This window comes from Croceitalea rosinachiae, from assembly GCF_031846445.1.
Taxonomy (GTDB): domain Bacteria; phylum Bacteroidota; class Bacteroidia; order Flavobacteriales; family Flavobacteriaceae; genus Croceitalea; species Croceitalea rosinachiae.
The window spans coordinates 505,893-531,670 of record NZ_JAVRHR010000001.1 but is presented as its reverse complement, the minus strand read 5'-3'; the positions used below and the strand labels follow the sequence as shown (position 1 = coordinate 531,670).

Here is a 25,778-nt window from a genome sequence, read left to right as displayed (position 1 = left end):
CAAAAAATAAAAAAGGAGTATTTTTGATAACAGTCACCCCACTTTTGAATGAAAGCTAAATTACATCTTGTTTTATCAATAACCATATTTTTCAGCTGGTTTTACGGATTCTCCCAAGATGAATATTGGAAACCTATTCTTGCATCTAATAAAGCCATTACATCCAATGTAAAAGACCAAGACTTAGTTTACGAATTTGAGTCTTTAATTTTTAAAAAGGCATTGAATAATATAACTATTGATGCATCTCAAATAATTTATTTGCCTGATTATAGCGGTAAGTTGAGTGCCTTTGCGGTTGAGGAGCGTTCTGTTTTTCATCCTGATTTATCCAAAAAATATCCGCAGATAAAGTCCTTTGTTGGCTGGAATTTAGAGCGAAACAAGAAGGCAAGATTCAGTTTTTCACCAAATGGGATTAAGGTAATGCTTATCGATTATGCTTCAACGGAAACTACATTTATAGAAAAAATCTCAAGAGATAAAAATCAATACAAAGTCTATAAAGACAGTTTTAATAAGACCTCGTTTGAGTGTAAAACAAAAATGATGGGTATTACTAAGATTTTCAGGAATAATCTTTTGGTTGATGATCAGACTTTGAGAAGATATAGAATTGCGGTTTCTACGACGGGAGAGTACACGAACTACCATGGCGGAACGGTCTCTGATGCCTTAGCTGCTATCAATGCGACCCTAACTAGAATAAATGAGGTCTTTGAATCTGATTTAGGTGTTACTTTAGAATTGGTTTCTAACAATGAGCAAGTCATTTTTACCAATGCCTCAACAGATCCTTATACCAATAATTTGAATGCCCAAGTCCAAAATACGCTGACAAATATAATAGGTGAGGATAATTACGATGTCGGTCATTTGTTTCATATGGACAATGACAACGGTAATGCTGGTTTTATTGGATCGGTTTGTTCTGATAATAGAAAGGGTAGTGCATTTTCATCTGCTATGGAACCTGAAGGTGATGCTTTTGATTTAGATTATGTTGCCCATGAGCTTGGGCATCAATTTGGGGCAAATCATACCTGGTCATTCGAATCGGAAAGTACGGGTGTGCAAGCCGAACCTGCAAGTGGAACGACCATAATGGGTTATGCAGGAATTGTTTTAGGAAATGATGTTGCTCCTAATGGTGATGACTATTTTCATTACAATAGTATTTTACAAATAGCTGACTTCTTACAGACGACCTCATGTGCAGTTGTAAGCCCATTAACCAATGTACCTCCTGTAATAGTTCCCTTAAATGACTATTTGATTCCAAAGGGAACAGCTTTTGTTCTTACTGGTAATGCTAGTGATACAGATATAAATGATATATTGACCTACACTTGGGAGCAAATTGATGATGGTGTGGTCACCACAGCTACTTTTGGGCCAGATAATGTTGTGGGCGCAAATTTTAGATCTTTGAGGCCCTCCACAAATCCGAAAAGGTATTTTCCTAAACTTTCGAGGGTAATTAACGGACAGCTGGAACAGGTAAACCCTGAAGAGAATTCAGCTTGGGAAACAATCTCCAATATTGAACGTGATTTGAATTTTGCCTTAACTGTGCGTGATAATGCTTCAGGAGGCGGGCAAACAAGCTCAGATGAAGTTAAAGTTAGTGTTGTCAATAGTGCGGGACCGTTTTTGGTTACCTCACAAAGTACAAATGAAGTCTATAATGCGGGTAGCGTTCAAGAGATTACTTGGGATGTTGCAAATACAAATGGCACCGAAGTTAATGCCACAGAAGTTGATATTTATCTTTCAATAAATGGAGGGGCTAGTTTCCCCACACTTCTTGCAGACAACGTACCAAATATTGGTTCTGCTCTAGTTCAAATTCCTGGCGAGGCGACAACGGAAGCAAGAGTAATGGTAATGGCAAGCAGCAATATTTTCTTTGCCATAAATGCTACAGACTTCACAATACTTGAATCTTCAGTAGTGCTCAATTTTGAGGAATTGGTGTATGATGTTTGCAAACCGGATAATCTACAGGTCCCTTTTGTTTTGGAAACCTATGGTGGTTTTAATGAAACGGTCAGTTTTAGTGCAAATTTACCTGTTGGTTTAAGTGCTGTTTTTTCTCCTGAAACTGCTAATTCAAATGGAACCTCGGTTGCAATTGACATTACAAATATTTCTAGTTTAGAAACGAGGGATTATCCCATTGACATAATAGCGACTGCCCCTGGTTTTAGCAGCTCTACAACAATTACTTTGAGGGTTTTTGACGCCAATCTTACTCCTGTGGCATTGACTTCTCCTAGTGATGGTGCTACAGCAACTTCTGTAAACCCTGAGTTTTTGTGGGTCAATGATGTAAATGCAGAACAGTATGATATTCAAATAGCTACGGACGACTTGTTTGTTAATATTGTGGAATCTGCAACGACTTCTTTTAGTTCTTTTCAGAGTTCTAACCTTCAGGCAGAAACAAACTATTTTTGGCGTGTAAGGCCTAAAAATGATTGTGGAGAAGGAATTTTTGGCTTGCCATTTAGCTTTACTACCTCAGTAATTGATTGCAAGACGTTTGATACGGATCAACAACCTATTGAGATAATTGCTCAAGATCCTTCAGTAATTACTTCCAAGATAAGTTTTGTTGAAGATTTACGGGTAGCTGATATTAATGTAAATCTAGAAATTTCCCATACCTTTTTAGAAGATCTTATTATTAGTTTGACGTCTCCTTCTGGAAATACCGTGATTTTAACTTCTAAATCTTGCGGAAACCTTAATAATATCAATGCTGTTTTTGATGATGATGGAATACCAATTGTTTGTGGCGATAATCCTGCTTTGCAAGGAGTGATAAGTCCATTGGGTTCTTTGTCTTCTTTTAATGGAGAGTCTATTTTAGGAGATTGGATATTGACCATTGAAGATACGGCAGCCTCAGATGGAGGGTCATTAGACGCATTTTCCATGGAAGTTTGCGTTGAAGGTATATTTAGGCCTGACGATGATGAAGATGGGGTGTTTGATGATGGCGATGATTTATGTTTAGGAACACCTAAAGGATTAAAAGTTGATACTTCTGGATGCCCATTAAATGAGTTTCCTCAAAATAATTTCAATATTGCGATAGAAAGTGAAACTTGTAGATCCAATAATGATGGAGTTGTTATTATAACTACTGCGGATACTTCAATAAATTATATAGCAACTTTGACCGGTAATGGGCAAAATTCAGTTATTGATTTTATGGATGAGCATTCTTTTCAAGCTTTATCTTCTGGAACGTATAATCTTTGTTTAACAGGAAGCAATGATTCAGTTACCTTTAGGGAGCAATGCTTTGAAATCGTGATTGATGAGCCTGAGATATTATCTGTTTCTACTAGCTTAATTACTGAAAAACAACAAGTTTTATTAGAATTTTCTGGAGCAGATTTTTATACTATAGAACTCAATGGAATAGCAACTCAAACAAAGGAGAGTTCACTGCTTCTAGATTTAGAAAATGGTAACAATACTCTAAAAGTTTCGACTGATTTGCCTTGTCAAGGCATTTATGAAGAACAAATAGTTATTTTTCAAAAACCGATTCTTTTTCCGAATCCTGTTAATGAGTTTGCTACTATTCAAATTAGCGGGAATGAGCAAAATCTATTTTTTGAACTGTTTGCGTTGAATGGACAGTTGATTTCCAGCAAGGCTTATGAAGGAATTAACAGGGAGTTGAATATTGACCTCTCTAGTTTACCTGATGGCTTGTATTTTGCGGTTTTGACATCTAATGCTATTCGTTATACCTATAAAGTGATAAAACAATGAAAAGAGTTTTATATACTATTCTTTTAGTGTTATTTATTAGTTGTGGAAATGACGATGGTCCTCCGCCATCACCAGAGGGCGCATTATTGATATTTCCTGACGAAAATTCTGAATGTACGACAGGTATTAGTGTAAATGAAGAACTTAGCCAAGTTACTTTTGAATGGATGCCGGCAAAAAACGCAGATTTATATACCTTAACGGTAATTAATCTAAACACTAATGCGCCACAAGCCATTACCTCAGCTTCAACTTCTGTGGCATTATCTATAGAAAAAGGAGCGCCATTTTCTTGGTCGGTCACCTCTTCAAATACAGGTTCAGACCTTACTGCAACCAGTGACAATTGGTTATTTTATAATTCTGGCTCACAAACAACATATGCACCATTTCCGGCTCAGTTGATTGTCCCAAAATCAGGAGCAACCGTCCAAAAGAATAGTGCAAATGAAGTTTCTTTAGAGTGGTTCGGTGCTGATGTTGAAGATGATATTGAACAATTTGAAGTTTATTTTTCTGAGCAAAATCCGCCAAATGCATTATTAGTAAGCACTAATGGACAAGTATTGGAAACTAATGTAACCGTAATCTCGGGCACGACATATTACTGGAAAGTTATTACGACCGATGCGGAAGGCAATAGTTCAGATTCAGGAGTTTTTGATTTTAAGGTCTTGTAAACCTAGGTGCCATTAAATTGGTTCATAGTATTTTTAACCCCTGCAAATACAAAAGATAGAATAAGCTGTGTTGTTTTTTCAAGCCGCTCTGGTATGGCTTTATTTTCATCATCATTCCATTTTCCTAAGACGTAATCAACTTGCCGGCCCATACCAAAATCAGCACCTACTCCAAATCGAAAACGATTATATGTAGTCGTTTGTAAAGTATGCTGTATGTCTTTAAGGCCATTGTGACCCCCATCACTACCTTTGGTTTTCAAGCGAAGGGTTCCAAAGCTGAGATTGATGTCATCGGTAATGACCAAAACATTCTCTAAAGGAATATTTTCCTTTTCCATCCAATAGCGAACAGCCTTGCCGCTCAAATTCATATAGGTCGAAGGTTTTAGACACAATACACTTTTTGCTTTATGTTTAAAGGTGGCTATAGCTCCAAGTTTTGCATCTTCAAAAGTAAAGCCCTGTTCTTCAGCAAGTTTATCTAAGATTTTGAAACCAATATTATGGCGTGTATTATGGTATTTTTCACCAATGTTACCCAATCCTACTATTAAAAACTTTTTCATATCATCCGGTTCAGTGAGAATAGGTCTTTTAGAATTCCATAACGATGTTAACCAACCAAACATTAATTTGAATTTCCTTAAAAATACAAAAGCATCCAAAATCAAATTATAAAACTTGACAAAGGATGCTTTTTGTTATTATGATAATGCTTTATTCAGCACTCTCGGCTGCAGGAGCTTCAGCACCCTCAGCTTCGGCACTTTCAGCACCTTCTTCTGTTTCTTCATCTTCTTCATCTTCAATGGCATTACGAGATGCTTTAACCTGAACAACAGCAGTACTATCAGGGTGAAGAATAGAAAAATCATCACTCAATAAAGTCTCAACAGCAATTGTACCTCCAATTCTAAGTTTAGAAATATCAATAGTGATGAAATCTGGCAACAAATCTGGTAAGGCTTTGATAGAAAGTTTTCTTTTTCTAAACAATAAACGACCACCATTTCTTACACCTGGAGAGTTACCTTCTAAACGAACAGGAATGTTCATGGTAACAGCTTTGTCATCAAACAACTGATAAAAATCAATATGCATGATTTTGTCTGTTACGGGGTGAAATTGAATGTCTTGTAAAACAGCTTTTAATTTTTCACCACCATCCAACTCAATTACAGCTGTATATGCGTTAGGGGTGTACACTAATTTTTTGAACGAAAGTTCATCAGCTGAAAAGTGTAATGGTTTTTCCCCTCCGTATAATACGCAAGGGACCTTTCCAGCATTACGTAAGGCTTTGGTAGAAACCTTGCCCACGCTTTCTCTTTGGGATCCTTTGATAGTAATTGACTTCATTATATATATTAAAAATTAATAATTCTATTTTTTTGTCACCCCTCTTTAACCGGTCGAGGTAGCTTTACATTAAAAATTTTGACGATATTGAGGTATTATGGTGTACGCGGTGCATCACATCAGAAAATAAATCCGCGCAACTTAATACCTTAACTTTATCGCTTTTCACTTCACTCGGAATGGAATCTGTGATGATCAATTCTTTTAAAAGCGAGTTTTCTATTCTTTCGTATGCATTACCAGATAACAAACCATGTGTGGTAATAGCTCTAACACTAATTGCTCCTCTCTCCATCATTAAATCAGCGGCTCTTGTCAATGTTCCAGCGGTGTCTACCATGTCATCTACTAAAACAACATTTTTACCTGTAACATCACCGATAAGCTCCATATGTGAAATGACATTGGCTTTTGCTCTTTGTTTGTAACAAATGACCACGTCACATTCCATTGCTTTTGAATAAGCATAAGCTCTTTTTGAACCACCCATATCAGGAGAAGCGATACAAAGATTCTCTAGATTAAGTTTTTTCAGGTAAGGCAAAAATAGGGTTGAAGCAAAAAGATGATCTACTGGTTTTTCAAAAAAGCCTTGAATTTGATCTGCGTGCAAATCCATGGTAATAATTCTCGTAGCTCCTGCAGATTCTAACATTTTAGCAACCAATTTTGCAGCAATTGGTACTCTTGGCTTGTCTTTTCTGTCTTGCCTGGCCCATCCAAAATAGGGCATTACGGCCGTAATGTGCCTAGCAGAGGCCCTTTTTGCAGCATCAATCATCAACAACATTTCCATTAAGTTTTCAGAACTTGGATTGGTTGATCCAATGATAAAAATTCGCGCCCCCCTTATCGATTCTTCAAACGATGGTTGAAATTCGCCATCACTATACCTAGAAAATTTAACCTTCCCTAAATCGGCACCATAAGAAGCTGCAATTTTCTCACCGAGAGCTGTACTCTGGGTGCAAGCAAAAATTTTAGGTTCCGGTACTTGATATGGCATGCTAAGGTTTTATTTATAAGCCTTTTAACTTCCTTTTCTTTTAAGGAGGTGCAAATTTAAAAATTAATCTCGGTTGCTAAAGGATAATTGTATGAATTTTGGTTTTTGAAAAGAAAATATTTTTTAGCTTTGCAGTCCGTTTCAAATTTGAATGCTCGAGTGGCGGAACTGGTAGACGCGCTGGATTCAAAATCCAGTTCCTTTGGAGTGTGGGTTCGATTCCCACCTCGAGTACTAAAAATAAGCCTTGACATCTGTTGAGGCTTTTTTATAACATATTAATATGGAAATAATCCAATAAATAGGAAATAATCCATAAATTTGCTATCCTTTTTTGAGATAGTGAATAAAACCATTTTACATTTAGATCTTGACACATTTTTTGTCTCTGTAGAGCGTCGGATAAGTCCAGAACTGAAAGGCGTACCTCTATTGGTTGGTGGTATTACTGATAGAGGTGTTGTTGCTGCCTGTAGTTATGAGACCAGGGATTTTGGTGTCCATTCAGGCATGCCCATGAAAATGGCGCGTGAGCTTTGCCCTGAAGCTAGAGTAATCAAGGGAAATGCAGGTACGTACAGCAAAGTTTCTGATGAGGTTACCGAAATTATCAAAGAGGGGGTGCCCCTATTTGAAAAATCGAGTATTGATGAGTTTTATGCCGATTTATCGGGAATGGACAAATTTTTTGGTTCTTATAAATATGCGACCGAACTCCGAAGAAAAATTATTCGTGAAACCGGAATGCCCATTTCATTCGGACTTTCCATTAATAAAGTGGTCTCAAAAGTAGCGACCAATGAGGCCAAGCCCAATAATCAACTTAAAATTGATTTTGGTTTAGAGAAATCTTTTTTGGCTCCGCTTTCGGTCAAAAAGATACCTATGGTGGGGGACAAGACCTACCAGACACTCCGAAATTTGGGTATTCGTCAAGTAAAGACTATTCAAGAAATGCCTATGGATATTATGCAGCGGGTACTGGGGGCAAATGGTCGTGTGATTTGGAAAAGAGCGAATGGAGTGGATAATACCCCTGTAATTCCTTTTCATGAGCGTAAGTCCATTTCTAATGAACGCACTTTTGATCGAGATACTATTGATATGGTAAAACTTAAGGGAATCATTATGGCCATGGCCGAGAATTTGGCTTATCAATTACGTAGAGGAGAAAAACTCACAGCCTGTATTGCAGTCAAAATTCGATATTCTGATTTTAATACCTATTCTAAACAGAAACGAATTCCATATAGCAGTGCCGATCATATTCTGATTCCGAAGATTATGGAACTGTTCGATTCGCTTTACAGCAAGCGAATGTTAGTTCGATTGGTGGGTATTCGGTTTAGTCATTTGGTTTCGGGCAATTACCAAATCAATTTATTTGATGATACCGAGGAAGCATTGAACCTATATCAAGCCATGGATAAGGTTCGCAATCGATTTGGTGATAGGGCGGTTATTCGCGCTTCGGCAATGGGAGCAAGAACCATAGGCAGAATGCACAACCCTTTTAATGGACAGCCTCCAATAGTTTTAGCGCATAGAAAACAATAAAAGATGCTAGACCGCATCAATGTTAGATATAGGAGCGAAGAATAGAGGGTAATTTTAAACTTTAATTTGTATTTAAATTGTCACACATATTACAGTCTTCGCTTCGGAACATTCTCTGAACATGACCTATTGACATTAGCTCAAGAAAATAGAGTTAAGCAGTTGGTGCTAACCGATGTCAATAATACTTCGGCTTGCTTGAATTTTGTGCGTGAAGCCCCTAAATATGATATCAAACCCATTTTAGGGATTGATCTGAGAAATGGAGTTGATCCTTGTTTTGTTGGCATTGCCAAAAACAATAAAGGCTATCAAGAGCTGAATGAATTTTTATCGCATCACCTTCACAATAATATTGAGATTCCCTGGCAAGCACCAATGTTTAAAAATACATTTGTGGTGTATCCTTTTGAGAAAGTTCTTCTGAATGAAAAGAATGAATTCTTGGATAATGAGTATATCGGTATTTCCATTAAAGATTTAAGAAGGCTTCCCTTCTCCCAATTAAAAGATTTTCGAGATAAACTGGTAGTGCAACAACCAGTAACTTTTAGAAGCAAACGTGATTTTAATGCGCATCGGCTATTGCGGGCCATTGATAATAATGTTTTGTTGAGCAAATTGGATGAGGCCGAGGTGGCCAGCGAAGAAGAAAAAATGTATTCTATTAAAAGTTTATATCAAGCTTTTTCAGAATACCCGCATATTTTAGAGAATACTGAAAAACTCCTTGATCAGTGTTCCATACGGTTTGATTTTTCGAAAAGACGCAAAGCCCAAAACCTAAAGCATTACACTGGTAATAAAGAAGAGGATGAAGCACTTCTAAAAAAACTATGTATTCAAGGTTTACCAAAACGCTACGGGAAAGAAATATCCTGGACCATAAAGAGACGATTCTTAAAAGAAATGGATCTGATAAAGAAGAAAGGGTTTGTTTCTTATTTTTTAATCAATTGGGATATCATTTCCTATGCAAAAAGCCAGGGTTTTTATTATGTGGGGCGAGGTAGTGGGGCCAATAGTATTATAGCTTACCTATTGTATATAACCGATGTGGATCCTATTGACCTTGATCTCTATTTTGAACGCTTTATAAATCTATATCGGGCGAACCCGCCCGACTTTGATATTGATTTCTCATGGCGCGATCGTGAGGCGATGACCCAATATATTTTTGATCGTTTTAACCATGTGGCTCTTGTAGGTACTTATGTTACTTTTAAGAAGAAGGGCGTTATTCGTGAATTGGGTAAGGTGTTTGGGTTGCCAAAAGATGAAATTGATGTATTGAGCACTGGCACACTTCTTTCATCAAAGGTGGATAGTATGGCCAAGCTCGTACTCAAATATGGTCAATTGATAGAGGGGATGCCCAATTATGTGAGCGTACATGCTAGCGGAATACTCATTAGCGAGAAGTCGTTACAATGTTTTTCGGCTACGTTTATGCCGCCCAAAGGCTTTGCTACGGTACATTTTGATATGGTCATCGCCGAGGATGTGGGGCTATTTAAGTTTGATATTTTGGCGCAGCGTGGTCTGGGAAAAATAAAGGATACCATAGCTATTGTAAAGCAGAATCAACCTGAAAAAGCAGATTTTGATATTCATGATGTTTCCAAATTCTATAAAAATCCTGTAATCAATAATTTGATTAAAACCGCACAGTGCATGGGTTGCTTTTATGTAGAATCACCTGCCATGCGCATGTTGCTCAAAAAGTTGGAAGTGGATAATTATTTAGGATTGGTCGCTGCAAGTTCTATCATTCGACCAGGTGTCGCTAAAAGTGGTATGATGCGTGAGTATATTTTAAGACACCGAAATCCTGGTAGGGCAGAAGAGAGGGCACATCCTGTAATGTTAGACATTATGCCCGAGACTTATGGGGTTATGGTCTATCAAGAAGATGTCATCAAGGTCGCTCATTATTTTGCTGACCTGACCCTTGGAGAAGCTGACGTATTGCGAAGGGGGATGAGCGGTAAGTTCCGCTCGCGTGAAGAATTTGAAAAGGCAAAAGATAAATTTCGAAGTAATTGTTTGGAGAAAGGGGTTCCTGAAAAAACAGTTGATGAGGTATGGGACCAGGTAGCAAGTTTTGCTGGTTATGCATTTGCTAAAGGGCACTCGGCTTCTTATGCCGTTGAAAGTTATCAAAGCCTCTTTTTACGGGCTTATTTTCCATTGGAATATATGGTCGCCGTACTCAACAATGGAGGCGGATTTTATAGACCTGAATTCTATGTGCACGATGCTCGTATGCTGGGGGCAATAATTCACCCACCATGTGTCAATCAGAGCCATGGGCTGAACGTTATCTATGGGAAACATGTTTATTTAGGAATGATGTATCTACGTGATTTGGAAGAGCGTGTGATGCAACGCATTCTTAAAGAACGAGAGGCCAATGACAAGTTTACCTCTTTAGAAAATTTTATTGATCGTGTACTCATCTCAATAGAACAGGTCAGTATTTTAATACGTATCAATGCCTTTCGTTTTACAGGTATCAATAAGCACGAATTGCTATGGAAGGCTCATTTGATATTGGGGAAGACCAAGCGTATTGACCACCCGAAATTGTTTCCGCCAAAACGAAATAAGTTTAAAATTCCTAAGTTGGATACTACCCATCTAGAAACAGCTTTTGAAGAATGGGAGTTGTTGGGGTTTCCACTTTGCAATCCTTTTGAATTTTTGCAAGAGGTTCCAAAAAGTAAAAATGGGCAACAAGATTTGGAACGCTACTTAAACAGGCGTATCGATATTTACGGTTACCTCATTACCATTAAAAACACAAGTACTTATAAAGGGGATCGAATGTACTTTGCTACCTTATTAGACCTGTATGGTGAAGTATTTGATACGGTACTTTTTCCGCCCGTAGCAGCAAAATATAGCTTTAAAGGAAAGGGCATTTATCGTTTTTATGGCAAAGTAGTCAGTGAATTTGGGTTTCTTAGCATAGAGGTAATTAAAATGCAGAAGCAAAAATATGTGCCCGATCCTAGATATGCTGATATGAAAACAAGTAAAAAGTTGATGAAGTTAAAAGAGGGTGGCACGAAAAATCAAATAGGCCTAAACTAAAAAGAGTCTTGTTTTAACAACAAGACCCTTTTACGAGAACACTATATGAAAATGAAAAAATTTACTTTCTGAATTATTATATAGTAAATGTATAGTGAGGCCGCCAGCATCGAAAAGAAATGATGTGTAGTGTACAAAATCTGTGGTGAAGTAAGAAAAGTATGTAATTAAGCTATTACATAATTCATAAATAAGATGATTTTAAGTGTTAAGCCAAGTTTTGTAAAGCCTCTACTAAATAATCAATATCCTTTTTAGTGATGTAAATAGCAAAAGATAACCTAAGAGCATTTAAGCTATGACTACTCATAGGTCTGCAGTCAATTCCGTATTCATCCCAAAGCTCTTGCTTAATAGTGTCTACTTCTTTGCCATTAACTTCAACTACTTGAATAGCTGCAGAAAGTTCATCCGTTTTAGGGCTTTTTATTGAAAACCTAGAATCATTTTCAATTTTAGAACGAAAATATCTTTTGAGTTCAAAAGTTCGCTCATGAATGCGTTCGGGACCAATGATATTGTGAAAGTCAACAGATGCTCCCAAACCCAAAACTTCAGGTAGGTTTCGCGTATTATAATTTTCTAACCTTCGAATACTTTTATCAGTATGCCCGCGAGCTACCATTAATGGTTTTAAATAGTGTTGACTTTCTTGTTTTGCATAAAAAATCCCAACTCCCTTTGGAGAGAACAACCATTTATGCGCACTTGCTGTATAAAAGTCGCAGCCTAAATCATTTAAATCAATAGTGAACATACCTGCAGTTTGTGCTCCATCAACAGCAACTAAAATTCCTTTTTCATGAGCCATCTCAGAAACCTCTTTTACAGGTAATAGCATTCCATTAGTATTTACCATATGGCACATGGATATGACTTTTGTCTTTTGGGTAATTGCTTTTTTATAGACTTCAACTAAGTCGGTAACCTTTTCAGGTAGTAAAGGTAATTCTGGGCGTACCAATTTAATTCCTTTAGTTTCTTGCCAAACCTCCCAAGGTATTCTACCGCTCGAATGCTCATGATTGGCCAATACTACTTCATCACCAGGTAGTAAATCGAAACTTCGCGCGATAAGGTTCATACCCTCTGTAGTGTTGTGAATAAGCGCAATCTCTTCAGAAGAGACTGAAAAAAGCTGAGCAACTTTTTCTCGTACTTTTTCTTTTTCACCTTCCCAACCGCCCCACATATATTTTGAAGGGAAACCATCCAGTAAATTCCTGAATTTACTGGTCTCTTGTTGAATATGTGTAGAAGAAGCTCCTAATGAAGCATTGTTGAAATAATGAAGTCCTTCGGCCAAATTGAATTGTTCCTTGACTAAACCCCAGTAGTTTTCAGAATTATCATTGGGTAAATGAAGTCCAACTTCTTTCCAATAGCTACCTAAAGTTTCCCCATAAACCGGCACGGCTAAAGAGGCAATAGTTCCTTGACTAAATCGCTGTAAAAATTTTCTTCTTGTCGTTCCCACTGTCCTTCATTTTATGAGTTGTACTGCTCATAAAAATACGAGAGAAAACATACTTGAAGTAACTAATAAAGCAAGAAAAATCTAAAAAAGCTACATTTACTTAAAAGCTGGGTGGCCTGTAATGTCCGCACCCGTAATCAGAAGATGTATATCATGAGTGCCTTCATAGGTGATTACACTTTCTAAGTTCATCATATGTCTCATAATACTGTACTCACCTGTAATACCCATTCCGCCTAGCATTTGCCTTGCTTCACGAGCAATTTTAATAGCCACATCTACATTGTTGCGTTTGGCCATGGAGATTTGTGCAGTTGTAGCACGCCCTTCATTTTTTAATTGTCCCAGACGAAAAGCCAATAATTGTGCTTTAGTGATTTCAGTAATCATTTCCGCCAATTTTTTTTGCTGTAGCTGAAAAGCAGCAATAGGTTTGCCAAATTGAATGCGCTCTTTTGCATAACGCAATGCCGTATCATAACAATCCATGGCGGCACCAATAGCACCCCAGGCAATACCATATCGAGCAGAATCTAAACACCCTAATGGAGCACCTAAACCAGATTTATTGGGAAGTAAATTTTCTTTAGGCACTTTTACATCAGAAAAAATAAGTTCTCCAGTAGCCGAAGCACGTAAAGACCATTTGTTATGGGTTTCAGGAGTTGAAAAACCTTCCATACCACGTTCTACTATCAATCCGTGAATGCGCCCTTCTTCATTTTTGGCCCATACTACAGCTACATCTGCAAAAGGAGAGTTAGATATCCATAATTTGGCACCATTCAATAAGTAATGGTCACCCATATCTTTATATTTTGTTTCCATTCCACCGGGGTTGGAACCATGGTTTGGTTCTGTTAATCCGAAGCACCCCATCCATTCACCAGAGGCTAATTTTGGAAGGTATTTTTTACGTTGTTCTTCGGTTCCATAAGTGAAAATGGGATACATCACCAATGAGGATTGTACGGAAGCCGTTGAACGAACTCCACTATCTCCACGTTCAATTTCTTGCATGATTAGCCCATAACTTATCTGGTCTAATCCAGCTCCCCCATACTCTTCAGGAATATAAGGTCCGAATGCGCCTATCTCGGCTAAACCGCCAATAATTTGTTTAGGAAATTCCGCTTTTTGGGCATATTCCTCTATGATGGGTGAGATGTCTCTTTTGACCCACTGACGAGCGGCATCGCGAACCAATACATGTTCTTCAGAAAGTAAATCGTCTAAATTGTAGTAATCTGGAGCTTCAAATAAATCGGGCTTCATGCAAAATAATTTTAGTCAAAGGTACTAAGCAAATGTAACAATTAACGCTTGTAATGTTACATTTTTAAATAGAATGATTTGGTCAATTCTTGATAATCGAACGTGTATTCATGGCGGTTTATTTCAATAACTAATTCGTTTTTTATACAGGTAATATTTTCAAAAGAGAATTGTAGTAAAGTTCTTTTGATTTTGGCTGTAGGTGTTCCTTTAATTCTCGTAATACGAAAGGGATATAGTCCAGACTTTTCTGATAATGAAAGAAAACGTTCTTCTTGGGTAAATGGAATAATAGTGGCGAAAGTGCCTTTTTTTGAAAGTAGTTTACTAACTGCATTTGTCAAATCTTCAAAAGGCATCGAATTTTCTTGACGGGCTATTGTTCTTGATGAAGTTTTGCGGCCAACATCTTCAGAATAGAATGGTGGATTTGTGGCGATAAGGTCATAAGTTTCTTCGATTTCATCAGCGAATTCTAGCAAACTAGCATGGTAACAAAAAAGACGGTCGCCCCAATCGGATTCTTCAAAATTCTGAACACATTGCTCATAAGCCTTATCATCCAATTCAATTGCGTCAATGGTCTCAGCATTGGAGCGTTGTGCCAATTGTAACGCAATCAAACCTGTACCTGCCCCGATATCCAAAATAGAAGTTGGATTGCTATCTAATGAGGTCCAAGCGCCAAGTAATACGCCATCCGTTCCAACTTTCATGGCACAGCGGTCTTGATGAATTGTGAATTGTTTGAATTTAAATGGTTTGTTCATTCTAATCTACCTGGTTCACGGGTTTCTGAACCTTCTAATTCCAATAAAGAATCCCCTAATCGATAACGCATTTTATTAGCCAATAATTTGATTTCTTCTACCACTTCAGTATTTGAATCTGCTACATTGTTTGTTTCACCAATATCATTTTCTAAATCATACAATTCAATTTCTTCAATAGCTCTCATCTGGTACTCTCCAGGGATTCCATCTTTCCCAGGTTCTTGACCTAACATTGTTCTGTAATGGTGCGGAAAGTAAAGTTTCCATTTTTTATAGCGTACACCAAATAGCTCGTTAGTTCTATAATAAAAGAAATAAGCATCTTGTGGGCTTTCTTTGGTATCACCAACCAATAATTTCCAAATACTTTTGCCGTCTATAACCTCTTTGGGAAGACGGGCATCGGTAAGCTCAGCAATTGTTGGTAATAAATCAATGGCCATAACAGGTGTTTCAATGACACTTCTTTTAGGGTATTTGATGATGAATGGCTCTCTTTGACCTCCCTCCCAAGCGGTACCTTTTCCTTCGCGAAGTGGGTAGGCGCTGCCAGCATGGTTACCGTACGATAACCAAGGACCATTATCTGAAGTGAAAATAACGATAGTATTCTCTTCTAAGCCATTGTCTTTTAGCGCTTGGTTTATTTGACCTACGGACCAGTCGATTTCCATAATAACGTCTCCGTATAACCCATTATCAGATTTTCCTTTGAATTTATCCGAAACATATAAGGGCACATGAGGCTGTGGATGCGGAACGTACAAAAAGAAGTGGTTGCCCTTATTCCGATTTATGAAATCCACACTTTTTTCTGTAATTAATGTGGTTAACTGTGATTGATCCTCTAAAATCGTCGTAATTGTCTCATTTTCATAAAGAGGTAAGTCTGGAAAATTAAAGATAGGACCCTGTTGGGGATGTTTAGGCCACATATCGTTAGAATACGGAATGCCAAACCATTCATCAAAACCATGTTGGGTCGGTAAAAATTGAGAAGCATCACCAAGATGCCATTTCCCAAAAATTGCCGTTTTATACCCTTCATTTTTAAGCATTTCAGCAATTGTAGTTTCCTTAGGATTCAATCCTATTTTTGCATTGGGCATCAAAGCGTTATGAATACCGATTCGATTAGGGTAACAACCTGTAAGTAAGGCTGCCCTTGAGGCGGAGCAAACGGCCTGTGCGACATAAAAATTAGTTAATTTTACACCTTGCGAAGCCATTTTGTCTAGATGGGGTGTTTTGATTGTGCTACCAAAGACCCCTAAATCATTATAACCCTGATCATCAGTAAATATGATTACTATGTTTGGTCGTTGTGGTGTTTCAATCTGTTTATCAGTAGAGGAGTGCTTGCATGAAATCAAGCAAAATACCAAGAAAAAGAAAGAAACCCGCTCGGGTGATATAAAATGCATATGAACTTAAAGATAAACTAATATCGTGAGATTATCTTTAACCCTAGTCAAGGTAGAGTTCAACCAAACCGTCAGGGGTTTTTACGTGAATGGCTTTAGATTTTCTGTCTACTTTTGTGATGATGTCATCCGTAACAGGAATCAACAATTCTTTTTCCCCTTTTTTGGCTTCAAATAGTACTTGTGAAGCAGAATCATTCACAGATTCGATAACCCCAATATCCCCATGGGTAGCATCTATTAATGTGAAACCAATGACTTCATGATAATAGAATTTATTTCCCGATAATTTAGGAAGTAGTGTAAGAGGCAAATAAAGTTCTGCGCCAAGAATCCGATCTGCTGCCGATTCATCTTTGACTTCTTCAAAATCTATGCGTAGCAGCGCAGATTTATGTAAACGACACCTATCAATAAAAAATGGAACCAGATTGTTTCCTAATAAAACAAGAACTGATTCCATGCTTTCATATAAATGGGGCTCATCAGCATCAATTTTGGCTAATACCTCACCCTTAAAACTGTATTTTGAAACAACTTTGCCCAGGTAGAAACAATCTTCCTTGCGCATCCGTTAAGCTTACTCTTTTGGAGCTTCTTCTTCACTAGCTTCAGGTGCAGCCTCCTCAGCTTTTGCTTCAACTGCAGGAACTTCCTCCTTAACTTCTTCCACAGCCTCAGCCACTTCTTCTTTTGCTTCTTCCACAATTTCTGCGGCTTCTGCCGTAGCCTCTTCAACAACTGGAGCGCTTTCTTCAACTACTTCTTCGGTCTCTTCAACTTCTGGTAAAGCAGCGGCAGCACGTTTGTCACTAAATTCCTTTTCAGCTTCCAAAGCTTTTGCCTTAGCAGCAGCTTCTTCTTTGCTCAAACCATCTCTTTTGGCCTGTATAGAAGCTTCCTTCTCAGCAAGCCAAGCATTGAATTTTTCTTCGGCTTGCTCTTCTGTCAAAGCTCCTTTTCGCACACCTCCTAAAAGGTGATGCTTCATCAATACTCCTTTATAGGAAAGAATAGCTCTAGCAGTATCTGTTGGTTGCGCACCATTGCTTAACCATTTAACTGAGCCATCAACATTTAAGTCTATAGTTGCCGGGTTGGTATTAGGGTTGTAGATACCTAATTTTTCTAAAAATTTACCATCTCTTTTTGAACGTGCGTCAGCCGCAACTATCCAATAAAATGGTTTTCCTTTTTTACCGTGTCTTTGCAATCTAATTTTTACTGGCATATCACATTAATTTGTAGGGTGCCCGACCCTGATTATTAATTCTTTTTAATTCACTTTAAATACAAAGCGGGTGCAAAAATACATCAAAACCTTAATTTTACAATAACTATTTGCTGTTTTTTATTGGTTAATAACTGCTTACAACTCGATTTTATCAAAAAATCCATTTTAAGTATTTTTATTCATTGCATTTTTAACAGTTCTTGACTCCGCTTGAACTAAGATAATTTATATATGTACCTCATCTTTGACACCGAAACTACTGGTCTTCCCAAGCGTTGGGATGCACCAATTACTGATTCAGGCAACTGGCCTCGATGTATTCAGATTGCATGGCAATTGCATGATGATATGGGTAATATATTAGATCATCAAGATTATTTGGTAAAACCAGATGGTTTTAATATTCCCTATGAGGCTGAACAAATACACGGAATCTCAACCACCCTTGCAGAGCAAAAAGGAATTTCACTTACAGAAGTCTTAGAGAAATTTAATAAAGTGATGTCTAGAACTAAATTTATTGTCGGTCAAAATGTAGGTTTTGATGTCAATATTATTGGGGCGGAATTTCATAGGCTTGGTATTGAAAATTTGTTGCAAGAATTACCTGTTTTAGATACTTGTACAGAACATACAGCTCAACTCTGTCAAATACCGGGTGGTCGTGGAGGCAAGTTCAAACTGCCCACACTTACTGAACTCCATGAGTATTTGTTCAAGCAATCCTTTGCTGAAGCCCATAATGCAACTGCAGACGTAGAGGCAACGACACGTTGTTTTTTAGAACTCATTCGCAGAAAGCAATATACTCAGGAACAATTGGATGTTCAGCCAGATTATTTCCAAAATTTTTCTGAAGCTAATCCTCAAGAAATTAAGTTGATAGGTTTAAAGCATATCAATCTTAAAAAAGCTTCGAAAAAAATAGCAGATGCCTTATGGGAGAAAGATACCGTTGGCGTTTCTCAAGAAGAACTCAATGAGAATATTGCAAGTTTGGAAGGAGCTTCTTTTTCGCACCTTCATAACCATTCTCAATTCTCCGTATTACAATCGACGATTAATATCAAATCACTTGTAAAAGCAGCAGTAGAGAATCAAATGCCAGCTGTAGCCCTGACTGACCATGCCAATATGATGGGAGCTTTTCATTTTGTAAAAGAAATAAAAGCTCATAATAAAATAGTAAAAGAACAAAATGCGGAATCCATAGCGAATGGTGAAGAAGCAAATGCAAAAGAATTAAAGCCGATTATTGGCTGTGAATTTTTTGTTTGTGAAGATCATACCAATAAAAATGTAAAAGACTATGGCTACCAAATTGTGTTATTGGCCAAGAACAAGAATGGGTATCATAATTTAGCTAAGATGTCTTCTATCGCCTATACTGAGGGCTTTTATTATGTGCCTAGAATTGATAGAAAAGTCATTCAACAATATAAAGAAGATATCATCGTATTGACCGGAAATCTTTATGGTGAAGTGCCCAATAAAGTTCTGAATGTTGGTGAAAACCAAGCAGAAGAGGCTTTGCTTTGGTGGAAAGAACAGTTTGGTGATGACCTTTATATAGAATTAATGCGACATGGTCAAGAAGATGAAGACCGTGTAAATAAAGTATTACTAGAATTTTCAAAGCAACATAGTGTTAAAATCATCGCATCTAATAACACCTATTATTGTGATAAAGAAGATGCTGAAGCCCATGATATTCTGCTTTGTGTAAAAGATGGCGAAAAACAAACAACACCAATAGGTAGAGGTCGTGGTTACCGATACGGATTGCCTAATCAAGAATATTATTTTAAATCTCAAGATGAGATGAAGGCTTTATTCAAAGATACACCTAGTGCAATTTTTAATATTCAGGAGCTTGTTGCCAAGGTAGAGCCTTTTGAATTGGCAAGAGATGTGTTACTTCCAAAATTTGATATTCCTGAAAATTTTAAAGTTCCTGAAGATTTAGAAGATGGGGGTAACCGTGGTGAGAATGCCTATTTAAGACATATTACCTACGAAGGGGCTAAAAAACGATATGAAGAAATTACCCCTGAAATTAAAGAACGAATTGATTTTGAGCTGGAGACCATTAAAAATTCGGGGTATCCAGGCTATTTCTTGATTACCGAAGATTTTATACGAGAGGCTCGAAATATGGATGTTTCTGTTGGTCCTGGTCGGGGTTCTGCCGCTGGGTCGGTAGTGGCTTACTGTTTGACTATTACTAATATTGACCCATTAAAATACGACTTACTTTTTGAGCGATTCTTAAACCCTGATAGGGTATCCATGCCTGATATTGATATCGATTTTGATGATGAAGGGCGTGGCCGTGTTATGGATTATGTCATTAATAAATATGGTGCTAATCAGGTTGCTCAAATTATTACCTACGGTACTATGGCTGCAAAATCATCTATTCGCGATACTGCCCGCGTATTAGATTTGCCATTGGGAGATGCGGACCGAATTGCCAAGTTGATACCTACAATGTCAAAATTGGGAAAAATCTTTGGTCAGTCTGATGCTGATTTAAAGAAGAAATTCAGATCTGATGATTTAGACAAAGTACATCAATTATTAAATATAGCTGAGGGAGACGACCTAGAAGGTCAGACCTTAAAAATGGCGAGAACCTTAGAGGGTTCGGTACGAAATACAGGCATTCATGCTTGTGGGGTTATTATCACTCCAGATGATATTACCAATTTTGTTCCAGTAGCCACCGCAAAAGATTCTGATTTATATGTTACCCAATTTGACAACTCTGTTGTAGAAAGCGCAGGATTGTTGAAAATGGATTTCTTGGGATTAAAGACCTTAACTTTAATTAAGGATACTGTCAAAATTGTAAAAGCTAAACATGGTATCGAGTTGGTACCGGATGAATTTCCATTAGATGATGAAAAGACCTATGAGCTTTTTCAAAGAGGAGAGACCGTAGGGATATTCCAGTATGAATCCCCTGGAATGCAAAAACACATGAAGGATTTAAGACCTTCTGTTTTTGATGACCTCATCGCTATGAATGCGCTTTATCGCCCTGGGCCAATGGAATATATTCCAGATTTTATTCAACGTAAAAATGGCATGGCAGAAATCAAATATGACCTTCCGGCCATGGAAGAGTATTTGAAAGAAACCTATGGCATTACAGTATATCAAGAACAGGTGATGTTATTGTCTCAGAAGTTAGCCGGATTCTCTAAGGGTGATGCCGATGTATTGCGAAAAGCAATGGGGAAAAAGATATTCGCCTTACTACAAAAATTAAAACCCCAGTTTTTAGATGGTGGCGAGAAAAACGGACACCCAAGGGATACTCTTGAGAAAATTTGGAAAGACTGGGAGGCATTTGCTGCGTATGCCTTTAATAAAAGTCATTCTACCTGTTATGCGTATATCGCTTATCAGACTGCTTATTTAAAAGCGCATTATCCAGCCGAATATATGGCCGCTGTTTTGTCAAATAATATGAACGACATCAAACAAGTGACTTTCTTTATGGAGGAATGTAAGCGCATGGGATTGGATGTGTTAGGACCCGATGTCAATGAATCTTATTACAAATTTGCTGTAAATAAAGATGGGGCTGTTCGCTTTGGTATGGGTGCTATTAAGGGCGTTGGACGTTCTGCTGTTGAAACGATTGTAGAACATCGTAAAAAGGATGGTAATTTTCAATCTGTTTTCGATTTGGCAAAGCGAATCGATTTGAGGTCAGCAAACAAAAAAGCTTTTGAAAATTTAGCTGTTGCTGGTGGGTTTGATTCTTTTGGTACGACGCATAGAGCTCAATATTTTCATGATGAGGGAGATGGAATCACATTTTTAGAAAAAGTGATTAAATCTGCTGCAAAATATCAAGAGAATAAAAACTCATCACAAATGGATATGTTTGGTGGTATGAGCGAAGCACAAATTCCCGAACCAGTTGTACCGCCTTGTGAAGAATGGGGTACTATGGAAAAGCTGCGTCGTGAAAAAGAAGTGGTTGGAATTTATATTTCTGGACACCCGCTAGATGATTTTAAAACAGAGATCAATGCTTTTTGCAATGCAAGTGTTTCCCATCTGAACGAGATGGAGAATTACATTAATAGAGAATTATCAGTAGCTGGGGTAATTACCGATGTTCAACATCGAATTTCAAAAAATGGAAAAGGATGGGCGGCCTTTACAATGGAAGATTATACAGATTCGTATGAATTTCGAATTTTTGGTGAAGAGTACCTTAAGTTTCGCCATTTTTTAATGGTCAATTCTTTCGCCTATGTGAAAATTTTCATTCGGGAAGGCTGGGTAAATCGAGAAACTGGAAAAAAAGGGGACCCTAGAATGCAGTTCAACAGTTTTATGCTCTTGCAAGAAGTTATGGAGAGCTACGCTAAAAAGTTGACCATTAAATTAGATATTGCAGCATTGCAAGAGAAAAGAATACAGACCCTAAAAGATACACTGAGGTCTTTTAAAGGTAATCACCCTCTAAACTTTATTGTTTACGAGATGGAAGAGGAGATTAAATTGAATTTATCAAGCCGCAAACAAAAAGTACAGATTACGAGTGAGTTATTAAATACCCTAGAAGAGCAAGAGGTACACTATAAGTTAAATTAGTATAAGTTTTACTAATGCTTTTATAGCCAAAACGAATATGCAATGGGTAAGGAATCAGCTATATATTTGACTAACTTTGCGTAATAGTAAAATAAATAAACATGGCACTAGAAATAACAGATGCAACTTTTGATGAAGTTGTTTTAAAAAGTGATAAACCGGTAGTAGTAGATTTTTGGGCAGCTTGGTGCGGTCCTTGTCGTATGGTAGGCCCCATCATTGATGAGGTAAGTTCAGAATATGATGGAAAAGCCGTTGTAGGTAAGGTAGATGTTGATGCAAACCAAGAATTTGCAGCTAAGTATGGTGTACGTAATATTCCTACGGTTTTAGTATTCAAAAACGGGGAAATTGTAAATCGTCAAGTTGGTGTTTCACCAAAAAAAGTTTATACAGATGCTCTTGATGCGCTTTTGTAAGTAATACAATACGTTAAAATTTATAAAAGGTCTGGTTCCGATGCCTCGGGGTCAGGCCTTTTTATTTTATCTTAGACTGCAATGGATATTAAATCTGAACTTAATAAAGCTAAACTATTCTCTAATTTAGAACTTCTCGCTAAACAAGTAGTAGAAGGTTTTATTAGTGGTATTCATAAAAGCCCTTTTCATGGTTTCTCGGCTGAGTTTGCAGAACACAAGATTTATAATAGTGGAGAAAGTACGAAGCATATTGATTGGAAGCTTTTTGCACGTACCGACAAATTGTACACCAAACGTTACGAAGAAGAAACCAATCTTCGCTGTCATATGATATTGGATAATTCAACTTCAATGTATTATCCTGAGGTGAAAAATCTATCCATCGAAAACTTAAATAAAATAGGTTTTGGAGTATTGGCCATTGCAGCTATTATGAACCTTCTAAAAAAACAACGTGATGCAGTAGGATTGAGTATTTATTCTGATGCGTATGACTTTTATATCAATGAAAAAAGTAGCGAGCGCCATTTTCAGATGCTTTTAGATAAATTAAATTCAGTGGCTGTAAACACTAATGTATCAAAAGAAACAAGAACCTATCATTATCTCCATCAAATAGCTGAAAAGATTCATCGTAGAAGTTTGATTTTTCTGTTTTCCGATATGTTTCAAACTGAAGTGGAAGAAACACAGCTATTTGAATCACTACGTCACTTAAAGTACAACAAACATGAGGTGGTGCTTTTTCATATGATGGATGCAGTCCATGAGCATAATTTTGATTTTGATAATTCTCCAAAACGCTTTGTAGATGTAGAAACGGGTAAACATATTGATTTATATGCCGATACTATCAAAGAAGCATATGAACAAAAAATTTCAGATTATCTCAATGATTTAAAATTGAAATGTTCTCAATATAAAATTAAGTATGTTGAGGTCGATGTGCGTTCAGACTTTTCTAAAGTCTTGAATACATTCATGATGGAGCGACAAAAATTTAATTGAAAATTTTGTTTGTTCAAAAGAAAAAGTGAGTGTATATTTGCCCTCGCTTTGAGAGAAGCAATTTGAACAAGATTTGAACCTAACTGTAGTTAGGGTCTTTTAAGATAAAATCATTGGTCTGGTAGTTCAGTTGGTTAGAATACCTGCCTGTCACGCAGGGGGTCGCGGGTTCGAGTCCCGTCCAGACCGCTTTAAAGATTCAATAAGAATCAAAAAGCCCTGATAAACAATTAGTTATCAGGGTTTTCCTTTTTTTGGCAATCATATAATATCAGATGGAACCAATAAAATAGGTGACCAATTCGGTTACCATGGTTGCTACCATTTATAAAATCCTCAAAACTTAGGGAATATCATGTTAAAACAATGTACATCAGCCTTTTGTGCCTAAAGGATTGGTGAAATTAACTGTAAAGCCTAAGTTATGAGACAGAAATTTTCATTGTTGTTCTACCTAAGGAACAACAGAATGGATTCCAACGGTATGATCCCCATATTTATGAGGGTGACCGTCGATGGAAAACGTAGCGAGGTGAGTACCGGGAAAAAGATAAGGCGGACATCCTGGAACCCACAAGCTGGGAGGGTCAAGGGATATGGTCAAGAAGCACAAGAGATAAACGGCCATCTCCAACAAATGGAATCAGGAATCTGTAAGATACAACAACAATTAGTTGATGAGGGGAGGATCTATACTGCGAAGATATTGTCCAACACCTTTTTGGGAAAAGGCGAACAGCCGAAACTACTCCTAGAAATCTATCGAGGCCACAATAATGACCTTAAAGGCAACGTAGGCTCAGGATATTCCCATAGCGCGTACATGAAGCACGTAAGAACGTGTAAACACCTTGGTAAATTCTTAGAAAAAGAATACGGAATGGGCGATATCCGTTTGGGCCTTATAGACCTCATGTTCATAAAACGTTTTGAACGCCACCTCAAAGACCAAAGGATAGGACAGCAGAACACCATAACCAAATATGTGACCAATTTCAAGAAAATTGTACGGATCGCCCATGCGCATGGATGGATAGAACATGACCCCTTTTACCATTGGAAAGCAGTATGGATTCCGGTACAAAGGGAGGCGCTAAGCGAATCAGAATTGAAAAGTTTAAGTGAGGCCTATATGAATACCCCAAGACTGGAAGAGGTCAGAGATATATTCTTGTTCTGCTGTTTTACTGGATTGGCCCACTCCGATGTAAAGCGACTTTCCGAAAACGATATGACCATCGACATAAAAGGAAGGAAATGGATTCGGATAAATAGAAAAAAGACCAAGGTACGCTGCGATATCCCACTTTTGGGAATGGCGGAGGAAATCATGCTAAAGTATAAAGATAGATGTCCTAAGAGGGGAGGTACGGGTCTACTTCCTGTAATCAGTAACCAAAAGACCAATCTTTATCTAAAAGTAGTGGCCAAGCGGTGTGGAATAAAAAAGAACCTTACCCATCATTTGGCAAGGCATACCTTTGCCACTACCGTAACACTTTCCAATGGCGTACCCATCGAATCCGTGAGTCGGATGCTCGGCCATCGTTCCCTTAAGACCACGCAGATATATGCCAAAGTGGTAGACAGGAAACTTCGAGAAGATATGGACGACCTCCAGGAACGATTGGTAGGGAAAAGGTTTATGGGTTGGACAAACACAAGACAAGGCAACATATAATGTCCCCAAATTTTACCCCAAAACTTTGCGCTTGGATCCTGTCGGGTTTTTGTAGTGTTCCGATAGATAAGCGTAAAGCAAAAACACGATAGGGCGCAATCTATTTTTTGCAAGGCCGAAGGTATACCGAACAACGACTTTAAAGAGTTGGGTGGTATAGCAAGAGGGTAGCGCGCTAAAGCGACGCTACGACAACACACTTTTCTTACAAACCCTTATCTCAAAGAAGGTTAGAAGTGAAATTACAACTATGTAAATCTTAAAAATTTGGCGCAAAACCTCTCGAATCCCCTATAAAAACCGAAAAAGTTTGGCGCAAACCCTTCATTTATCCATGGGTTTCACTTTACCTCGCTCAGTAGTATTAGTCCCTG

The 25,778-nt window shown here is 37.7% G+C and carries 17 protein-coding genes, 2 tRNA genes and 1 pseudogene; 11 read left to right on the top strand and 9 right to left on the bottom strand.

Annotated elements, in window-relative coordinates:
* The first annotated feature begins 48 nt into the window (after positions 1-48).
* Positions 49-3,792, top strand: a complete 3,744-nt coding sequence (locus RM706_RS02365) for a zinc-dependent metalloprotease (protein ID WP_311349417.1) — start codon at positions 49-51, stop codon at positions 3,790-3,792.
* On the top strand, positions 3,789-4,472 hold the full coding sequence (locus RM706_RS02360) for a hypothetical protein (protein ID WP_311349416.1): 684 nt from the start codon (positions 3,789-3,791) through the stop codon (positions 4,470-4,472). The genes RM706_RS02365 and RM706_RS02360 overlap by 4 nt, the downstream gene beginning before the upstream one ends.
* A gap of 2 nt (positions 4,473-4,474) precedes the next feature.
* Here the strand turns inward: RM706_RS02360 and pth are convergent, their stop codons facing one another.
* The 3 genes from pth to RM706_RS02345 form a co-directional block, all read right to left on the bottom strand.
* The gene (gene pth / locus RM706_RS02355) at positions 4,475-5,104 is read right to left on the bottom strand and encodes an aminoacyl-tRNA hydrolase (RefSeq protein ID WP_311349415.1); all 630 of its coding nucleotides are present in this window, start codon (positions 5,102-5,104) and stop codon (positions 4,475-4,477) included.
* Positions 5,105-5,192: 88 nt separating this feature from the next.
* Entirely contained in the window at positions 5,193-5,834 is a 642-nt protein-coding gene (locus tag RM706_RS02350) for a 50S ribosomal protein L25/general stress protein Ctc (protein WP_311349414.1), read from the bottom strand.
* A gap of 64 nt (positions 5,835-5,898) precedes the next feature.
* Positions 5,899-6,840: a ribose-phosphate pyrophosphokinase gene (locus RM706_RS02345; RefSeq protein WP_311349413.1), complete on the bottom strand. Its 942-nt coding sequence runs from the start codon at positions 6,838-6,840 to the stop codon at positions 5,899-5,901.
* 153 nt (positions 6,841-6,993) lie between these two features.
* Between RM706_RS02345 and RM706_RS02340 the strand changes: the two genes are divergently transcribed.
* The 3 genes from RM706_RS02340 (at position 6,994) to RM706_RS02330 (ending at position 11,493) form a co-directional block, all read left to right on the top strand.
* A tRNA-Leu gene (locus tag RM706_RS02340) sits at positions 6,994-7,074 on the top strand.
* Between the two features lie 108 nt (positions 7,075-7,182).
* The gene (gene dinB, locus RM706_RS02335) at positions 7,183-8,397 is read left to right on the top strand and encodes a DNA polymerase IV (protein ID WP_311349412.1); all 1,215 of its coding nucleotides are present in this window, start codon (positions 7,183-7,185) and stop codon (positions 8,395-8,397) included.
* Between the two features lie 66 nt (positions 8,398-8,463).
* A complete protein-coding gene (locus RM706_RS02330; protein WP_311349411.1) occupies positions 8,464-11,493 on the top strand; it encodes a DNA polymerase III subunit alpha in 3,030 nt (1,009 codons plus the stop codon).
* A gap of 208 nt (positions 11,494-11,701) precedes the next feature.
* Here the strand turns inward: RM706_RS02330 and RM706_RS02325 are convergent, their stop codons facing one another.
* The 6 genes from RM706_RS02325 to RM706_RS02300 all read right to left on the bottom strand — a co-directional run bounded on the left by RM706_RS02325 (position 11,702) and on the right by RM706_RS02300 (position 17,673).
* Positions 11,702-12,970: an aminotransferase class V-fold PLP-dependent enzyme gene (locus RM706_RS02325; protein ID WP_311349410.1), complete on the bottom strand. Its 1,269-nt coding sequence runs from the start codon at positions 12,968-12,970 to the stop codon at positions 11,702-11,704.
* Positions 12,971-13,066: 96 nt separating this feature from the next.
* Positions 13,067-14,245, bottom strand: coding sequence for an acyl-CoA dehydrogenase family protein (locus tag RM706_RS02320; RefSeq protein WP_311349409.1), 1,179 nt, complete (start codon positions 14,243-14,245; stop codon positions 13,067-13,069).
* 56 nt (positions 14,246-14,301) lie between these two features.
* Positions 14,302-15,015 carry a tRNA1(Val) (adenine(37)-N6)-methyltransferase gene (locus RM706_RS02315; RefSeq protein ID WP_311349408.1) on the bottom strand — a complete coding sequence of 238 codons (714 nt, stop codon included), beginning with the start codon at positions 15,013-15,015 and terminating at the stop codon, positions 14,302-14,304.
* Positions 15,012-16,442, bottom strand: coding sequence for a sulfatase family protein (locus RM706_RS02310; RefSeq protein ID WP_311349407.1), 1,431 nt, complete (start codon positions 16,440-16,442; stop codon positions 15,012-15,014). The genes RM706_RS02315 and RM706_RS02310 overlap by 4 nt, the downstream gene beginning before the upstream one ends.
* 43 nt (positions 16,443-16,485) lie before the next feature.
* Positions 16,486-17,013: a ribosome maturation factor RimM gene (gene rimM / locus RM706_RS02305; protein WP_311349406.1), complete on the bottom strand. Its 528-nt coding sequence runs from the start codon at positions 17,011-17,013 to the stop codon at positions 16,486-16,488.
* A gap of 9 nt (positions 17,014-17,022) precedes the next feature.
* Positions 17,023-17,673, bottom strand: coding sequence for a 30S ribosomal protein S16 (locus RM706_RS02300; protein ID WP_311349405.1), 651 nt, complete (start codon positions 17,671-17,673; stop codon positions 17,023-17,025).
* A gap of 234 nt (positions 17,674-17,907) precedes the next feature.
* On the opposite strand from RM706_RS02300, the gene dnaE reads away from it, so the two are divergent.
* The 6 genes and pseudogenes from dnaE to RM706_RS02275 all read left to right on the top strand — a co-directional run bounded on the left by dnaE (position 17,908) and on the right by RM706_RS02275 (position 25,404).
* Entirely contained in the window at positions 17,908-22,293 is a 4,386-nt protein-coding gene (gene dnaE, locus RM706_RS02295) for a DNA polymerase III subunit alpha (RefSeq protein WP_311349404.1), read from the top strand.
* A gap of 101 nt (positions 22,294-22,394) precedes the next feature.
* Complete coding sequence (gene trxA / locus RM706_RS02290) at positions 22,395-22,712, top strand: thioredoxin (protein WP_311349403.1); 318 nt, start codon at positions 22,395-22,397, stop codon at positions 22,710-22,712.
* Between the two features lie 81 nt (positions 22,713-22,793).
* Positions 22,794-23,723, top strand: coding sequence for a DUF58 domain-containing protein (locus RM706_RS02285; RefSeq protein ID WP_311349402.1), 930 nt, complete (start codon positions 22,794-22,796; stop codon positions 23,721-23,723).
* A 115-nt stretch (positions 23,724-23,838) separates the two neighbouring features.
* Positions 23,839-23,912 (top strand) — tRNA-Asp (locus RM706_RS02280).
* A 235-nt stretch (positions 23,913-24,147) separates the two neighbouring features.
* Positions 24,148-24,420, top strand: a pseudogene (locus RM706_RS16510) (Arm DNA-binding domain-containing protein); the annotation flags it as partial.
* 9 nt (positions 24,421-24,429) lie between these two features.
* Entirely contained in the window at positions 24,430-25,404 is a 975-nt protein-coding gene (locus tag RM706_RS02275) for a site-specific integrase (protein WP_311349401.1), read from the top strand.
* Positions 25,405-25,778 lie beyond the last annotated feature (374 nt).

Bases quoted from the DNA above. Each gene is read 5' to 3' on its own strand.
- RM706_RS02360 (WP_311349416.1), top strand. From the start codon at position 3,789: ATGAAAAGAGTTTTATATACTATTCTTTTAGTGTTATTTATTAGTTGT.
- RM706_RS02320 (WP_311349409.1), bottom strand. From the start codon at position 14,245: ATGAAGCCCGATTTATTTGAAGCTCCAGATTACTACAATTTAGACGAT.
- RM706_RS02310 (WP_311349407.1), bottom strand. From the start codon at position 16,442: ATGCATTTTATATCACCCGAGCGGGTTTCTTTCTTTTTCTTGGTATTT.
- dnaE (WP_311349404.1), top strand. From the start codon at position 17,908: ATGTACCTCATCTTTGACACCGAAACTACTGGTCTTCCCAAGCGTTGG.
- RM706_RS02365 (WP_311349417.1), top strand. From the start codon at position 49: ATGAAAGCTAAATTACATCTTGTTTTATCAATAACCATATTTTTCAGC.
- rimM (WP_311349406.1), bottom strand. From the start codon at position 17,013: ATGCGCAAGGAAGATTGTTTCTACCTGGGCAAAGTTGTTTCAAAATAC.
- RM706_RS02285 (WP_311349402.1), top strand. From the start codon at position 22,794: ATGGATATTAAATCTGAACTTAATAAAGCTAAACTATTCTCTAATTTA.
- RM706_RS02315 (WP_311349408.1), bottom strand. From the start codon at position 15,015: ATGAACAAACCATTTAAATTCAAACAATTCACAATTCATCAAGACCGC.
- pth (WP_311349415.1), bottom strand. From the start codon at position 5,104: ATGTTTGGTTGGTTAACATCGTTATGGAATTCTAAAAGACCTATTCTC.
- RM706_RS02300 (WP_311349405.1), bottom strand. From the start codon at position 17,673: ATGCCAGTAAAAATTAGATTGCAAAGACACGGTAAAAAAGGAAAACCA.
- RM706_RS02345 (WP_311349413.1), bottom strand. From the start codon at position 6,840: ATGCCATATCAAGTACCGGAACCTAAAATTTTTGCTTGCACCCAGAGT.
- RM706_RS02350 (WP_311349414.1), bottom strand. From the start codon at position 5,834: ATGAAGTCAATTACTATCAAAGGATCCCAAAGAGAAAGCGTGGGCAAG.
- trxA (WP_311349403.1), top strand. From the start codon at position 22,395: ATGGCACTAGAAATAACAGATGCAACTTTTGATGAAGTTGTTTTAAAA.